The sequence below is a fragment of the Pontibacter korlensis genome (genome assembly GCF_000973725.1).
Classification (GTDB): domain Bacteria; phylum Bacteroidota; class Bacteroidia; order Cytophagales; family Hymenobacteraceae; genus Pontibacter; species Pontibacter korlensis.
The window spans coordinates 2,051,859-2,066,974 of record NZ_CP009621.1 but is presented as its reverse complement, the minus strand read 5'-3'; the positions used below and the strand labels follow the sequence as shown (position 1 = coordinate 2,066,974).

Annotated in this window: 13 protein-coding genes and 1 pseudogene; 8 read left to right on the top strand and 6 right to left on the bottom strand. The window is 46.9% G+C overall.

The annotated features are described in order from the left end of the window. Positions 1-6: 6 nt before the first annotated feature. The 4 genes from PKOR_RS08990 to secDF all read left to right on the top strand — a co-directional run bounded on the left by PKOR_RS08990 (position 7) and on the right by secDF (position 4,886). On the top strand, positions 7-627 hold the full coding sequence (locus PKOR_RS08990) for a uridine kinase family protein (protein WP_046310257.1): 621 nt from the start codon (positions 7-9) through the stop codon (positions 625-627). Continuing rightward, positions 624-1,316 carry a potassium channel family protein gene (locus tag PKOR_RS08985; protein ID WP_046310256.1) on the top strand — a complete coding sequence of 231 codons (693 nt, stop codon included), beginning with the start codon at positions 624-626 and terminating at the stop codon, positions 1,314-1,316. The genes PKOR_RS08990 and PKOR_RS08985 overlap by 4 nt, the downstream gene beginning before the upstream one ends. Before the next feature lie 88 nt (positions 1,317-1,404). Next, complete coding sequence (locus tag PKOR_RS08980) at positions 1,405-1,734, top strand: hypothetical protein (protein ID WP_046314283.1); 330 nt, start codon at positions 1,405-1,407, stop codon at positions 1,732-1,734. A 167-nt stretch (positions 1,735-1,901) separates the two neighbouring features. Beyond that, positions 1,902-4,886 (top strand): protein translocase subunit SecDF, encoded by a 2,985-nt coding sequence (secDF, locus tag PKOR_RS08975; protein WP_046310255.1) that lies wholly within the window; start codon positions 1,902-1,904, stop codon positions 4,884-4,886. Positions 4,887-5,081: 195 nt separating this feature from the next. Here secDF and PKOR_RS08970 read toward each other — a convergent pair whose 3' ends face one another. Continuing rightward, the gene (locus tag PKOR_RS08970) at positions 5,082-5,693 is read right to left on the bottom strand and encodes a NifU family protein (RefSeq protein WP_046310254.1); all 612 of its coding nucleotides are present in this window, start codon (positions 5,691-5,693) and stop codon (positions 5,082-5,084) included. A gap of 266 nt (positions 5,694-5,959) precedes the next feature. Beyond that, positions 5,960-6,779: pseudogene (locus PKOR_RS08965) on the bottom strand (IS982 family transposase). Between the two features lie 266 nt (positions 6,780-7,045). Here PKOR_RS08965 and PKOR_RS08960 point away from each other — a divergent pair. From PKOR_RS08960 to PKOR_RS08950, 3 genes are all read left to right on the top strand, one after another. Then, positions 7,046-7,243, top strand: a complete 198-nt coding sequence (locus tag PKOR_RS08960; RefSeq protein ID WP_148561651.1) for a hypothetical protein — start codon at positions 7,046-7,048, stop codon at positions 7,241-7,243. A gap of 229 nt (positions 7,244-7,472) precedes the next feature. Further along, entirely contained in the window at positions 7,473-8,864 is a 1,392-nt protein-coding gene (locus tag PKOR_RS08955) for a sodium:proton antiporter (protein WP_046310252.1), read from the top strand. A 195-nt stretch (positions 8,865-9,059) separates the two neighbouring features. Continuing rightward, positions 9,060-9,731 (top strand): carboxypeptidase-like regulatory domain-containing protein, encoded by a 672-nt coding sequence (locus PKOR_RS08950; protein ID WP_052738780.1) that lies wholly within the window; start codon positions 9,060-9,062, stop codon positions 9,729-9,731. 17 nt (positions 9,732-9,748) lie between these two features. Here the strand turns inward: PKOR_RS08950 and aroC are convergent, their stop codons facing one another. Beyond that, positions 9,749-10,828 carry a chorismate synthase gene (aroC, locus tag PKOR_RS08945; RefSeq protein ID WP_046310251.1) on the bottom strand — a complete coding sequence of 360 codons (1,080 nt, stop codon included), beginning with the start codon at positions 10,826-10,828 and terminating at the stop codon, positions 9,749-9,751. Between the two features lie 2 nt (positions 10,829-10,830). Further along, positions 10,831-12,273, bottom strand: a complete 1,443-nt coding sequence (locus PKOR_RS08940) for a BatD family protein (RefSeq protein ID WP_046310250.1) — start codon at positions 12,271-12,273, stop codon at positions 10,831-10,833. Between the two features lie 312 nt (positions 12,274-12,585). Between PKOR_RS08940 and PKOR_RS08935 the strand changes: the two genes are divergently transcribed. Continuing rightward, entirely contained in the window at positions 12,586-12,777 is a 192-nt protein-coding gene (locus PKOR_RS08935; RefSeq protein ID WP_046310249.1) for a hypothetical protein, read from the top strand. Positions 12,778-12,779: 2 nt separating this feature from the next. Here the strand turns inward: PKOR_RS08935 and queG are convergent, their stop codons facing one another. Both queG and ruvB read right to left on the bottom strand, forming a co-directional pair. After that, entirely contained in the window at positions 12,780-13,724 is a 945-nt protein-coding gene (gene queG, locus PKOR_RS08930) for a tRNA epoxyqueuosine(34) reductase QueG (protein WP_071843209.1), read from the bottom strand. Positions 13,725-13,940: 216 nt separating this feature from the next. Further along, the gene (gene ruvB / locus PKOR_RS08925; protein ID WP_046310248.1) at positions 13,941-14,984 is read right to left on the bottom strand and encodes a Holliday junction branch migration DNA helicase RuvB; all 1,044 of its coding nucleotides are present in this window, start codon (positions 14,982-14,984) and stop codon (positions 13,941-13,943) included. Positions 14,985-15,116 lie beyond the last annotated feature (132 nt).

Here is a 15,116-nt window from a genome sequence, read left to right as displayed (position 1 = left end):
CTTCCTATGCAAAAGCCATTCATCGTCGGGATTACAGGAGGTAGTGCTTCAGGAAAAACCACTTTTTTGAATAAGCTGCTTACCTCGTTTTCGCCTGAAGACGTTTGCCTGATCTCTCAGGACAACTATTACAAACCGCGCGAGCACCAAACTGCAGACCTTAACGGGGTCATTAATTTCGACTTACCTTCGTGCATCGACGACGAAGCTTACGCCCACGATATACTTAAAGTGAGCCATGGCGAAACCGTTTACCGCACCGAGTATACTTTTAATAACCCGAACGTAGTGCCTCGGCAACTGGAGTTCAGACCGGCACCTATTGTGGTGGTAGAGGGTATATTCGTTTTCTACTTCGAGGAAATTGCTAATCTGCTGGATCTGAAAGTATACATCGACGCTAAAGAGTATATTAAGCTGCAGCGCCGCATTGTGCGCGACAAGGTAGAGCGTGGGTATGATCTGGATGATGTACTCTACAGATACACCAACCATGTAGCTCCTACATACGAGAAGTACATTAAGCCTTACAAAAACGACGCTGACATCATCATCCCGAATAACGCCAACTTTGAGCGCGGGCTGGAGGTAATCACTACTTACCTAAACGCTAAAATAAAAGCATGAGGCATAAATTTGCGGTTATAGGCCTTGGTGTCTTTGGGCACTCCATTGCCACCACGCTGGCAGAACGTGGCGCCGAGGTTATCGCTATCGATAACGATGAAGACCATGTGGAGTCTATTAAAGACCAGGTAGCGTACGCTGTAGCCCTGGATGCCACCGATATCCGCGCATTGGAGGCACAAAATATCCAGGACATGGATGCTGTAATAGTAGCGATCGGTGAGGATTTCGAGGCGCTACTCATTACAACGGCTAACCTGCAAGAGCTGAACGTGAAGCGTGTTATTACCCGTGCCTCCAATAAACAGCAGCGCCGTATCCTGGAGAAGATGGGTGTGCAGGAGATTCTGTCGCCAGAGGGTGAGGTTGGTAAAACAGTGGCTGAGCGCCTGCTGCAGCCAAGCATCCGCACCTTCCTTCCGCTGCCAGATAATTACGAAATTGTGGAGATTAATGCCCCTCGCAATATTGCCAACCGCAGCGTGGCTAAAATCTCTCTCCGTGAGAAGTATAACCTGAACCTGATTACCATAAAGCGCTTTTTTGAAGAGATCCAGGATGGAAAGCCAACACAGGTAGAGCACATTATTGGTGTACCTAAGGCTGACACCATTATTTATCCTTCAGATATCCTGTTGCTTATAGGCAAGAAGCAGGACGTGAAGCGATTTATTGATGTTAACCGCTAAAATTTCTTTTTTAACAGAAAAGATTTCATATTTGCGGTTATACATGCCAAAAGCTACAAACATATCTTGCCACTTCAGGCACCTTTTGATGTCAGTAACCCTGCTGTGGGCACTTATGCTCAATGGCCAGGAAGTGGTGGCATACACAACGGCTAATGGCACAGCGCAGCAAACAAGCTCTGCACTGGCCTCTGCACCTGATGCAGGAAAAACTATTGTAAAGCAGAAAGTATCGCTGGAGGGCACTACCTCTTTTGTAGCCCTTAACCTGCAGCAGGACATTGAGCCACTGCCACAGCAACCAGCTTTTGCACAACCAGCAAACGAGCTTTTGCCTGCATCTTACACAGCAGTGCCGCCAGGAGCTGGTGTAGTAACCCGTATTTTACCTACCACCATACAGCCCAATGCCCCTTAGGCTGTAACTCCTCTTTTTTTACTTTCTCTATTTTTTTTACCGCTGTAACTCCTTAGCTATCAGCTAACGGAACGCACACAGGTATATTACAGTTATTCTAAAAGGTAATTCGGGAGAAAGACACAATTGTACCCAAAATTCAACCAATTCATACTTTTACTTAAACAATGCGGAACAAATCGTTAATAATCGTTCTGACGTTGATCGTATCGGCGCTATGCCTTTACTATCTGTCGTTCTCATTCGTTGCCGCCAACATCCAGAATAAAGCAGAAGCTTTTGCCACGGATGCACAGGGCAACGTTGACTTAGCAAAAAAACAATCTTACCTCGACTCCATGGCCAAGGAGGAAGTATACCTGGGCATGACCTATGAAGAGGTTAAAGAGAATGAGCTTGGTCTTGGCCTCGACCTGAGAGGCGGTATGCACGTAGTGCTTGAGGTTTCTCCTGTAGAGATCATCAAGTCTATGTCTGGCAACAGCAAAGACCCTAACTTCCTGAAGGCGCTTGATCGAGCTAAGGAGTTGCAGAAGAACAGCCAGGAGCGTTTTACTACTCTTTTTGCGCAGGCTTACCGTGAGGTAGAGCCAAATGGCCGCCTGAGCCGCATCTTCTCTAACACAGCTAACCGTGGCAAGATCAGCTACGAATCTACCAACGAAGAGGTAGTTGAGGTTATTCAGTCTGAAGTGGACGCTGCTATTGACCGTTCATTCAACATCCTTCGTACCCGTATTGACCGTTTCGGTGTAACACAGCCAAACATTCAGCGCCTGAAAGGTACTGGTCGTATCCAGATCGAGTTACCAGGTGTTGACAACCCAGACCGGGTGCGTAACCTGTTGCAAGGTATGGCTAACCTGGAGTTCTGGGAAGTGTGGTCTCCACAGGAGTTCACTCCTTACTTTATGCAGGTAGGCCAGCACCTGGACGAGCTGCAGCGTGCCGGTAAACTAAACATCGGTACTACTACAACTACTACAAACGCTCCTGTTGCACAGCAAGGCGCCTCTGACGACGTACTGGCACAAGCTGCCGGTGCAGACTCTACTCTTTTAGACTCAACAGCTGTTGCTTCGGCACAAACTGATACTGCTGCTTCTCAGCTTGACTCTCTTAATAACCAGCAGGCTGGTGTACTGGCTTCGCTGTTCACGCAGATGCCAGGCGGCATCGGTGCTAACGTTCGCGACACAGCCCAAATCAATGAGCTGTTCAACCGCCCAGATGTTCGCTCTATCCTGCCTCCTAACATGAAGTTTCTGTGGGGTGTGAAGCCACTTGCTGGCGACAACGGACAGCAGTTCGTGGAAATGTACGCTATCAAGAAGGGGCGTGACGGCAAAGCTCCGCTAACTGGTGAAGTAATCAACGATGCTCGTCAGGACTTCGATCAGGCAGGTCGCCCAGAGATCAGCATGACAATGAATGCTACTGGTGCCAGAAAATGGGCTCGTCTTACAGGCGACAACATTGGCCGTCAGGTAGCCATCGTACTGGATAACTATGTATACTCTGCTCCGGTGGTGCAGGGCGAGATTACAGGAGGTAACTCTTCTATCTCTGGTAACTTTACCGTGGATGAAGCACAAGACTTGGCTAACATCCTGAAGGCTGGTAAAATGCCAGCTCCTACCCGTATCGTAGAAGAAGCTATCGTAGGTCCTTCGCTTGGTCAGGAAGCTATCAACCAAGGCTTGCTTTCGACTGTAGCAGGTCTGTTGATCGTGGTAGTCTTCATGATTGCATACTACAGCCGTGGTGGTTTCATTGCTGACCTTGCCCTGTTGTTCAACGTATTCTTTATACTTGGTGTGCTGGCCCAGTTTGGTGCTGCACTTACACTACCTGGTATCGCTGGTATCGTACTTACATTGGGTATGGCCGTGGATGCCAACGTACTGATCTTCGAGCGTATGCGTGAGGAAGCTGCCAAAGGCTTAAGCATGCGTGAAGTTATTAATGCAGGTTACGACAAAGCATTCAGCACTATCCTCGATGCTAACGTTACTACCTTTATCGTAGGCTTTATCCTATACTTCTTCGGTTCTGGCCCGGTTAAAGGTTTCGCTATTACACTGATGATCGGTATCGTGACGTCTTTCTTTACTTCAGTATTTATCTCAAGACTGTTGGTTGAAAGCACGTTCAAGAAGGCAGGCAAGCTTTCCTTCTCTTCTGCCCTGTCTAACAAGATGTTCCGCAACATTAAGTTCGACGTAATGAAGTACAGAAAGCCAGCTTATGCTTTCTCACTGTTCATCCTTGTGTTTGGTTTTGTAGCCATGGCTATCAAAGGACCAAACTTAGGTGTAGACTTTACTGGTGGCCGCTCTTACGTAATTGAGTTTGATCAGGCAGTACCAGCTTCTGAAGTACGCTCTAGCCTTCTGGACGACTTCCAGCAAGCAGGTACAGAGGTGAAGACTTTCGGTGCTTCTAACCGCCTGAAGGTTATTACCAGCTGGTTGGCTGACGACGAGAGTACAGAAGCTGATACACAAGTAAGAACAGCTCTGGAGCAAGGCCTGCAGCAGTATAGCAACCTGAACCCGGAAGTTCTAAGCTCTTCTAAAGTTGGTGCCACTATGGCCGACGACATCCAGAACACTGCTTTAGTTGCAATTCTATTAGCGTTGGTAGGTATCTTCCTTTACGTAATGATTCGATTCTCGAAGTGGCAGTTCTCGCTGGGTGGTGTTGTAGCACTCCTGCATGATGCCCTGATGATCATCTCTGTATTCTCAATCCTGAACCTGTTTGGTATCTCTTATGAAATGGATCAGGTGTTTATTGCAGCGGTACTTACAATCATTGGTTTCTCTATCAACGATACTGTGGTAATCTTCGACCGTGTACGTGAGTACATGAACGATAACCCACGCTTGGGTATCAGAGGAGTAGTTAACCCGGCCCTGATCAGCACGTTCAGCCGTACGATCATTACATCCCTGACACTGTTCCTGGTAGTAGTGATTTTGTTCATCTTCGGTGGTGAAGTGCTACGCAGCTTCTCGCTTGCCATGATCATCGGTGTATTGTTTGGTACATACTCTTCCCTGTTCATCGCTACACCAATCGTAGTGGATACAATAAAAGAGAAAGACAAGCAGCCGGAAGCAGCTCCACAGGTGCAGAAGGTTCGCTAGTTATAGCAATACAAAACAAGAAAGCCCGGGACAGCAGTGTTCCGGGCTTTCTTGTTTTGTTGATAGTAGAGCTATATGTAAGGCTCTAGCAGCAAAGGCAACTATTGTTAAACCTGCTACTTCAACTCATCCATATTCTCAAACAAAAAAGCCAGCTCTTTTAGAGCTGGCTTTTTTGTTATTGCTGTGGCTTTATTAGATAACTACACCGTCAGCAACTACTTCTTTTACTTCAGGCACCATACGCTTCAGCAGGTTCTCGATACCAGCTTTCAGCGTTACGGTAGCAGATGGGCAACCGCTGCAAGAACCTTGCAGGTGTACTGTTACCACGCCATCATGATATGATTTAAAGCTGATGTTACCACCATCCTGCTCTACAGCTGGACGAACGTAGTTCTCCAACAAATCAGTTACTTTCTTAGCAATCTCAGTGTCTTCGGCAGATGCCTCTCCGCTTGCGGCAGTTGGCTCTGCTTTGGCAGCAGAAAAACCTTCGTTAAAAATTGGTCCGCCTGCCTCTACATAAGACTTCAGGAAGGTGCGCAGTTCTGGGATAATCTTTACCCACTCCAGGTCAGCGCTTTTTGTTACGGTTACAAAGTTACTTGCAATGAACACACGTGACACATAGTCGAAGTTGAACAGCTCCTGCGCCAACGGCGACTCAATTGCGCTCTCCAGGTTTGGATAATCCACGCTCTGGCCGTCTGGCAACATCTGCACGTTCAGCACAAACTTCATTGACTCAGGGTTCGGGTTAGCCTCTGCGTACACAGAAACCATTTTTTCTTTATTTTCTGTCATAATATTCGCTGTTTAAGGTTAAAACCTGTGGCTATTGGTTAAAGTTTCCAAAATTAGGCATTATTTACGACAAGTGCATGTGCTGCCTTACCCGCCACTATTTCAAACCCCACTGCTTCGTGCTTTAAGCTATACTCTGACCTGCTTACTACAGGATTTTCATATTAGTGAAACAGAAGCCAAAACCATTACAGCAGATCACTTATCATGCGTTAATTACTTACTGTTCAGTAATAACACATCTACTAATTAACCCAAGTTGCGAGCTAGTCGATGACTTGCGCTAGGGTATAGGCGAAGATAAAGAGAATGAGTTTGAGGATGAAACCTTCGGCTGTGACGGCATGGATCTTCTTGGGGAAGAAGCCGGTAATGCCCGAGAAGGTGGTTTCGATGCGCTTGCGGTAGTAGCCCTTCAGAAAGGCCATGCAGGGTTCATCCTTTCGCTTGCTGTTAGCCTTGCGGCAGCAGCGAAGCTCCACCTGCTCGCATTCTCTGAGCAGGTCCTCCACCTCATAGCAGGTGTAGGCGGCGTCAGCGTAAAGCTGGCTGTCCTGGGGCAGGTCTACTTCCATGGCCTTGATGGCAGTGATGTCGACAAAAGAGCCGGCTCAGGATGTAGAACTGCACCGGCACACCGTCCGAGGTGGTGATGACCTGAACGCGGAAGCCGTAGAAGTAGCGCCGCTTGCTCTGGCACTTGCCCCGATAGGCCTCGCCTTGGAGCAGGTGGCAGAAAGGGATGCGGATGTTGTCGCACACGGCCACCGGGAAAGAGTCGATCAGGTAAGCTGAGGAAGTGTTGAGCTCTTTCAGACTCTGGCCCAGGGCGGCAAACAAAGCCAGCAACTGGGGCTGCAGGCCGTGCAGGCGGCGGGTAAAGCCGGATTTGTCAATGCGCCTCACCCCGTGATGGGCTTGCATGTATGAGTACGAGCACAGGTTACCGTGGAAGTAGCGGGCCGAGAGCAGAGCCGTGGTGAGCAGCTCGGCATCATTTATTTTGCAGTGAGCGTCATCTTTTCTGCCAACGGCATGGAAGAAATCGTCTATAAAGCAGTAAATTGTAATGGTCTGTTCTGTCATGGCTGTTACGGTTTAAGAGTCTGCAAACTTTAAAACGTACTCTAGCCACTGGCAGAACAGATTTTTTTGTTTTATACCGCATGCACTATCACGCAACTTGAGTTAATTAAGTATAAATCCATTGCACACAGCATCTTCTTCAACATATAGAATTTGTACTTAAAAGGCGCTTGAGCCTATTTTAAGCAAAACAAACGCCAATAATTAGAAGTATACTTAACATAAAGCTGTAAAAACAGCCTTTAAGCATTGCACTTAAACTTATAGTGAAAAAGATCATGACAGAGGAAGATAAAGAAAGTATAAAAGAAGAAATCACGAATCTGGAAAGCAAGTTAGAGTCCCTTCGGTCAAAAGTAGAAAGCGACGCAACAGCTCAAACTGATAACCATCAGGCTGAAGATGTGATAAGAGATGAGGACATACCTGTTGTAAGTATTGATACAACCAAAGCTTTAAAATAAAGGTGGTACCAGCCTTACCAAAACAAGAGCAAAGATCCAGATTCTTTGCTCTTGTTTTGCTTTTAGAGGTAGCTTCCAACAATTTCTTTAAACTGCTAAATCTCTGCTGCTGCAGCTCCATGTACATACATCCAAACTGCTTCTGAGCCCGGCGATTCCTTAGCTATTTAGCTCAGAAAATGTATCTTTGTGCTGCAAGCAAAAATCTAACACAGCACTAACCCACACCATGCTAAACAATTTTATACTACTGGCACAGGCACAGCACGCACTGCCGATGTTCCTGATTATACCGTTTCTGGTTCTCATAGGTATGATTGCTGCCGGTCCTATCTTCTTCGGCCATTTCTGGGAGCATAATTACAAAACTGTAGCCGTTGTACTTGGCTTAACTGTGCTGGCATATTATCTCTTTGTTTTAGGCGACACACACATGCCGGTACACACACTGGCAGAGTATATTACGTTTGCGGCCCTACTCAGCTCACTGTATATAGCTGCTGGTGGTATTTACCTGAATGTAAATGCTAACGCTACCCCAATCATGAATGTGGCTTTGGTGGCAGTAGGAGCTATACTGGCTAACTTCATTGGTACTACAGGTGCATCGCTCCTTTTAATACGCCCGTTTATCAGGCTCAATAACCACCGTATAAAGCCTTACCAGATCGTTTTCTTCATCTTTATTGTGAGTAACGCTGGTGGTTTGCTTACTCCACTAGGAGATCCTCCGCTGTTTATCGGCTTTATAAAAGGTGTTCCGTTCTTCTGGACACTACAGCACCTGTTTACTCCTTGGGTGTTATCAATTGCACTGCTTTGCCTTCTGTTTTTCCTGGTTGACCGTCGTAATAAAGAAACGACTTTCTTGCCACGACCTGAGGTCGTGGCAAGAAACCAGGAGAAAACGGAGTTTCACTTTACAGGTAAGCGCAACCTGTTCTGGTTAGCTATTATCATCGGTGCAGTATTCCTGGACCCTAACGTGATAGATGGTTTACCGCACATCTACTACGATGGTGCAAAGATTTCCTTCCTTCGTGAGATCATCCAACTAACTGCTGCTTTCCTGTGCTACCGTTTCTCCAGCAAAACGGCACTGGCAGGTAACCACTTTAACTTCCACCCAATTCTGGAGGTAGTGTTCCTGTTCTTCGGTATCTTCTTTACCATGATGCCAGCACTGCAATTATCAGCACAGATTGCATCATCACCAGCATTTGCGAGCTACATTACTCCAAACTTCCTATACTGGGCCACAGGTTCGCTGTCAGGTTTCCTGGATAACGCACCTACTTATGCAAACTTCCTATCGTTGGCGATGGCTAAGTATGACCTGGCACAGAACAATGTTGCTGAGGTACGTCAGTTTGCTGCAGGCACTTCGGCGGCAGGTCTTGACACCTTAGTTCAGTTAGAGGCTATATCGCTTGCTGCTGTTCTTTTCGGTGCCTTTACCTACATTGGTAACGGACCTAACTTCATGGTGAAAGCCATCGCAGAAAGCGCGGGTATCAAAATGCCAACCTTCTTCGCATACGTTCTGCGTTACTCAATCCCATTCTTGTTGCCAATCCTAGTACTGGTTTGGTTCCTGGTAGTACACTTGAGACTGTTCTAAGCAGAAGATAAAGATACAGACGGCCGCCTTTGCTATGCAGGGGCGGCCGTCTTGTTTTATAGCAGGCTAGATGCAGTACTTCAAGAAGTTAGGCAATAACACGAGTATAGCAACGTTACTATATACTGATACAGCTTTCTACTGAGCTTCTTCAAGCAGGGCTGTGCTTGCAACTCCGTCCGAACCTTTAAAGCTATGAAAAACTGCCTTCCTCTAAAGCACTGGTGCATTTTGCCACCTATACTCTTTATACTAATTTTTGCATGTCCCGGGGAGGTAACAGCACAAGAGCATAACCACGTAGTACAGCTATCAGGTATGGTGGTGTCTGGTGATAGTGCAGTGAGTATGGCTGGCGTAGCTATATTTGTCCCTAATACTACTCGTGGGACCCACACTAATACCAGCGGCTTTTTCTCTATACCTGTCTTGCCTAGAGACAGTGTAGTGGTTGCGGCTTTAGGTTACCAGAAACAGCACCTGCTTATACCCAAGAATTACACTGGCAGTAGTTATTCAGTTGTTTTGCACCTCATAGAGAGCCCAGCACAACTTCCTACTGTGGATGTTATGCCTTGGGCTACGGAGCGGGAGCTACAAGAGGCTATGTCTAAGGTGAAGCTACCAAAAGAGCCTAAGCCTGAAGTAGACCTAAGGCCACTGGAGGATAAAGATCTAACAAAGATGCGGGCGATGGATGCGGAGGCTAATGCCCAATATGGGCTAATGCAGGTGAACCGCCAGCAACAGCGCCGCTACATGGTACCTAGTGATGTTAAGTTTATGAGCATCCCGATAGGGAGCAATAAGAAAAAAGCCTCCCGTACCCCTAAAAAGGCACGAAAGGCTTCTGAAAAGTATGATTGATGCTGTAAAACCAGCAACTACACCTTATTAACTTTCTGTCGCAGCAGAAAATCCGCTATTACTAGTGCAGCCATGGCATCCACGATAGGCACCGCACGCGGCAGTACACAAGGGTCGTGGCGGCCCTTGCCTTGTAGTGTTATCTCCTCGCCTGCATCGTTAATAGTTGTCTGAGGCTGCAGAATAGTAGCAACAGGTTTAAAGGCTACATTAAAGTAGATGTCCTGCCCGTTGCTGATGCCACCCTGTATACCGCCAGAATTATTGGTGTGTGTTCGGATGTTACCTTGCTCATCAGTATAGAATTGATCGTTGTGCTCTGAACCACGCATTTTCACGCCCTCGAAACCACTGCCATACTCAAAGCCTTTCACGGCATTTATACTTAGCATAGCCTTGCCTAGCTCTGCGTGCAGTTTGTCAAACACTGGCTCTCCCAAACCGGCTGGGACTCCTTTCACCACACAGCTAACAACACCGCCAATAGTGTCCAGATTATCACGGGCCTCTTCTACCACGCCAATCATACGCGCAGCCGTTTTACCGTCGGGGCAACGAACTTTATTAGAGTCTATTTGGCTCAGGTCTAGTTTATCATAGGACTTGCGCAGCTTTATACTTCCCACCTGCGATACATAGCTCTGTACCGTAATTCCGTGGTGCAGCAGAAGTTTTGCAGCCAGCGCACCAGCAGCTACACGCGCCACTGTCTCGCGTGCAGAACTACGGCCTCCGCCGCGGTAATCCCGAGTGCCATACTTAGCCGTGTAGGTATAGTCAGCGTGCGAAGGACGGAATGCATGTTCTACGTGGCTATAGTCATGGCTGTGCTGATCTTTGTTATTCACCACCATGGCAATGGGCGTACCAGTGGTTCTTCCTTCAAAAATACCAGACAGTATTGTTACCTTGTCTTCCTCTTTGCGGGGTGTGGTAATATCAGATTGTCCGGGGCGGCGGCGATCCAAAGCATGCTGAATCTCTTCTATTGAGATTTCCAGGCCAGCAGGGCAACCATCTACTATTACTCCCACAGCCGCACCATGCGACTCTCCAAATGTTGTTATCCGGAAAAGCTTTCCGTACGAATTGCTCATAGTTACTTCTTTATGAAGACAAATGCCGCTACGGCTAGCAGCACTAGCAGAATAATGTTGGTATAGCGCTTTACCTCATCAAAAAGGTGAAGGCTCACCAGCGTATTGTCCTCGTTTTCGATAATGTTGTAGAAAGATCCTAAATCTCGGGATAAAACCAAAGCATCGCTGTCTCGGGCACCGGTTATTTGCACCTGCATAGTAGGGCGCAGGGTGTCATAAGCAGCGGTAACAGGGTTAAAGTATATCCATTGTATTGCTTCACCAATGTTATAAGTACCTGGCTCACGGGCTAAAACAGCGTAAGAAAAACTCTTGGAGCCTACTACCCGGCCTGCCCTTCTGGTAAGGTCTTGCTGCACATCCGGCGGGTAAAAGTCGAGGCCCGGAGGCACCTGAGGTTGTGGCTGCATGATGGCAGCCAGGTTACCTTCGCCCTCCACCTCAAATACATAGCTAAAGCTTCTGTTTACTGCCACTATCTCCTTCGAGAGGCGTTCGCGCATGCTGTAGTTGCCTACCGGCACAACGTCGCGCAGCGGGTGCGGAGGAAGCTCTTTCACTTGCACCTCCCTTGGCCGGGAGTAGAAGGTTTTGTATCCTTCCTGCCTATCCTCGGTGAGCAGCGTCGGGTTTTTAGCTACCTTATACTTTATCATCCGGAGCTGAAGCTGCGGGAAAGTTAGGGGCTTGGCTTTGATAGGGTATAGCACCGACTCATACAGCTTAAAGCGGAGGTATGGCTCACCACGTACCACTACTTTCTCTGGAGTGATCTCTGTAAAATCGAAGGCTTCCTCCCAGGCATGTGGCTGCTTTAACAGCCTGAGTAAATTGTTGATTTGATTTGCAAAGTCATAAAAGTCCAGTAACCGCTGGTCCTGCTCAGCCAGGTAAAAGTACAGCACCGCATTTACTCCTTCTCCTACAAATACCTCCTCCTTATCTAAGTATAAAGTCAGGAAAGCATTATCGTCTTTATCTATGAACTCAGCCTCCTGCTCCGGTTGTACCTGATCCTCTTCCGGCTCAATCAGGTTTGGGGGCAGATTGGCATCCTGGGGCACGTCAGTTTGCATTTCCGTCACGCTAATCTCCATCCCCTCCGATTGGAGTGTCTGCCCATTCACTTTCATTGTAAAGGGCTTTAGGGTATAAGTGCCTTCTTTTAGGGCTGCGTAGTTCTGGGTAACTGTAAGTATAGTGGTGGTATTACCTCCTGTAATAATGGTCTTGGTAGAGGAAAACTTATTACTCTTCTTAAAGCCTTCTATCTCCGGGAATGGTGTATAGTCCTTCAGTTGCTGATTATGCAAGCGAACAGAGATAGTATAATATTGGTTGATAGGCAGCGGACTTTTACCCAACTCAATAGCAACCTGCTGTGCCAGACCAGGCACTAACAGCATCAAGATAAGTATAAGGGTAAGGTATAAAGATCGCATAGTTCAGGCCGCTCTGATGCTGCGGCTATCCTACTGAGGTACAACAGACAAATTTAATATTTTTTCGGCATGTAGCACGGTGTTATAGCAAGGGCTTGCAAGGTATCTGTTGCTTTAGCTGCACCTCTTCTTTCTCACCTACTGTTCCCCATGTAAAAAAACAATCACCACACCTTATTATACTTTATACTTTCTAAATAAATTTAATTTAAATTCTAATTTATAGTATAAATATAACGGGAAGGCGTCACCAAATCAGGCTGCAATCGTATATATGAGCAGATTACAATATATCTGCTTACTTTTTATAAAATGCTGGAATACGTTAAAACCATCTTACTGAAGGTTAGCTTCGACAAGATGCTGTTTGAAAAGGAGTTACGCAAGGCTTTCAAAGTACTCGTGAAAGAGGAAATCGAGCAGCTAAAGCAATGGTGCTATAACCAATTCTCAGGTGTCTACCTGATCATCCTTAACCGTGTTTTCCTAAAGCACCAATTTTAAATTTATTCTTCTTCCGGGTTGTCTTGCACAAAGCTAATGTTGCGCATCAGGCCATTATAGCCGGTGCGCTTCACAGCTGATTTTTTGAACAGCTGCGAGAAGACTTCGTGTGTCAATTCCTGCCAATCGCGGGTTTTTAGTTCCTTTAGCTGCGGGTGCGCTGAAAAGGCTGGTTCGTTATGTGGTTTGCTGAAGCGGTTCCAGGGACACACATCCTGGCAAATATCGCAGCCGAATACCCAATTCCCGAACTTGCCGTTCATTTCCTGTGGCAGCTGGTCCTTTAGCTCTATGGTAAAGTAAGAAATGCACTTGCTACCATCCACCACGTAAGGTTCTGTAATAGCACCTGTTGGGCAGGCATCCAGGCAGCGGGTACAAGAGCCGCAGTAGTCTTTTATAGGCCCGTCATACTCCAGCTCAAGATCTATGATGAGCTCAGCAATAAAGTAGAAACTACCTACCTGTGGTGTTATCAGGTTTGAGTTCTTACCAACCCAGCCTAAGCCTCCTTTTTTGGCCCAGGCTTTATCCATTACGGGGGCTGAGTCTACAAAGCAACGGCCCCCCACCTCCCCAATCTCCTCGTTGATATAGTTTAGAAGCGTTTTCAGCTTATCCTTTATCACAAAGTGGTAATCGGTGCCATAGGCATATTTGGATATCTTGTAAGTATCCTCCTCTTGCTGCTGGTTTTCTTTATCAGGATAATAATTGAGTAGCAGCGACACTACCGACTTGGCTCCGTCCACAAGCAGGCGCGGGTCCAGGCGTTTATCGAAGTGGTTCTCCATGTAGCGCATCTGCCCATGCATGTTCTGGTTCAGCCATCGCTCCAGCCTTGGCGCCTCCTCCTCCAGAAACTCTGCTTTAGAGATGCCGCAGAACATAAAGCCCAGCTCCTTCGCCTTCTTCTTGATCAGGTATGTATACTTTTCTTTACTCAATTTATACTTGGTTGCTATACTTTGCACAACAAAAGTAAGGCAAAATAAATCCAACGAGAGGTTTTAGAGAGATTTAGTGATTTTAGGAAAGTATAACCCAAACTTGCTGCTGATGGCTGTTATAGATCTAGCCGCGTCCAGAGACTATGTGAAGCCCAAAACAAAAAAGGCAGACCTATTGGTCTGCCTTTTACACTTTATCACAAACAGCTTATTTTATTCTGGCTGGTTAAATAAGCCACCAGAGGCAATCTCCTGTGGGGGAATCTTGCCCAGGTGTCGGTAAGCCATTTCTGTAGCCTCACGGCCACGGGCAGTACGCTTTATATAACCCTCCTGAATCAGGAACGGCTCATATACTTCCTCAATTGTTTCTGACTCTTCGCCGCATGCTGTGGCAATAGTAGTTATACCTACCGGACCACCTTTAAACTTATCGATAATGGTCATCAGGATACGGTTATCCATATCGTCAAGGCCGTTTTGGTCTACGTCCAGCGCGTTCAGAGCGAATCTTGCAATCTCTACCGTAATAGTACCATCACCTTTTACCTGGGCAAAGTCGCGGGTACGGCGCAGCAGGTTGTTGGCAATACGCGGTGTACCACGGCTACGGCGGGCAATTTCAAAAGCAGCATCCTCATGTATAGGTGCACCTAGTAACGTCGACGAGCGCTTCACAATAGAAGTTAAAAGTGCGGCATCGTAGTACTCTAAGCGCGAGTTAATGCTGAAACGTGCACGTAGAGGTGCCGTAAGTAAGCCTGAGCGTGTAGTAGCGCCAATCAACGTAAACGGATTCAGACTAATCTGTACAGAACGGGCATTCGGACCAGAATCGAGCATAATATCGATCTTGTAATCCTCCATAGCCGAGTACAGATACTCTTCCACAACTGGGTTCAGGCGGTGAATCTCGTCAATAAACAATACATCGTTTGCCTCCAGGTTAGTAAGTAAGCCCGCCAAATCGCTAGGCTTGTCCAGAACCGGACCTGAGGTCATTTTGATGCCTGCATCCAGCTCTGAGGCAATAATGTGCGAAAGTGTGGTCTTACCCAAGCCCGGAGGTCCATGCAGCAGCACGTGGTCCAATGCCTCGCCACGACGCTTGGCTGCCAACACAAATATTTTAAGGTTCTCAACCACCTTATCCTGACCGGTAAAATCGCGGAAGCTTAGTGGTCGGAGCGCCTTGTCTATGTCGCGTTCGGCAGGCGTCATATATTCATTTTCGCCGGTGAGATAATCTTCTCTCATGGTATACTTTATACTTTATAAAATCAGCTTTTGCTGTACTTAAAGGTAACAGTTTCGACTGTTCTTTAGCTCCATTTATACTTACGAAGTTAAGATATTTTGCTAATATTATTATAGTTATTCCCCATAAAT

What these genes read in the sequence shown, in the direction of transcription:
- ruvB (WP_046310248.1), bottom strand. Translation starts at nt 14,984, where the DNA reads ATGAGAGAAGATTATCTCACCGGCGAAAATGAATATATGACGCCTGCC.
- PKOR_RS08980 (WP_046314283.1), top strand. Translation starts at nt 1,405, where the DNA reads ATGTCAGTAACCCTGCTGTGGGCACTTATGCTCAATGGCCAGGAAGTG.
- PKOR_RS08940 (WP_046310250.1), bottom strand. Translation starts at nt 12,273, where the DNA reads ATGCGATCTTTATACCTTACCCTTATACTTATCTTGATGCTGTTAGTG.
- PKOR_RS08950 (WP_052738780.1), top strand. Translation starts at nt 9,060, where the DNA reads ATGAAAAACTGCCTTCCTCTAAAGCACTGGTGCATTTTGCCACCTATA.
- aroC (WP_046310251.1), bottom strand. Translation starts at nt 10,828, where the DNA reads ATGAGCAATTCGTACGGAAAGCTTTTCCGGATAACAACATTTGGAGAG.
- PKOR_RS08990 (WP_046310257.1), top strand. Translation starts at nt 7, where the DNA reads ATGCAAAAGCCATTCATCGTCGGGATTACAGGAGGTAGTGCTTCAGGA.
- secDF (WP_046310255.1), top strand. Translation starts at nt 1,902, where the DNA reads ATGCGGAACAAATCGTTAATAATCGTTCTGACGTTGATCGTATCGGCG.
- PKOR_RS08935 (WP_046310249.1), top strand. Translation starts at nt 12,586, where the DNA reads ATGCTGGAATACGTTAAAACCATCTTACTGAAGGTTAGCTTCGACAAG.
- PKOR_RS08970 (WP_046310254.1), bottom strand. Translation starts at nt 5,693, where the DNA reads ATGACAGAAAATAAAGAAAAAATGGTTTCTGTGTACGCAGAGGCTAAC.
- PKOR_RS08985 (WP_046310256.1), top strand. Translation starts at nt 624, where the DNA reads ATGAGGCATAAATTTGCGGTTATAGGCCTTGGTGTCTTTGGGCACTCC.
- PKOR_RS08955 (WP_046310252.1), top strand. Translation starts at nt 7,473, where the DNA reads ATGCTAAACAATTTTATACTACTGGCACAGGCACAGCACGCACTGCCG.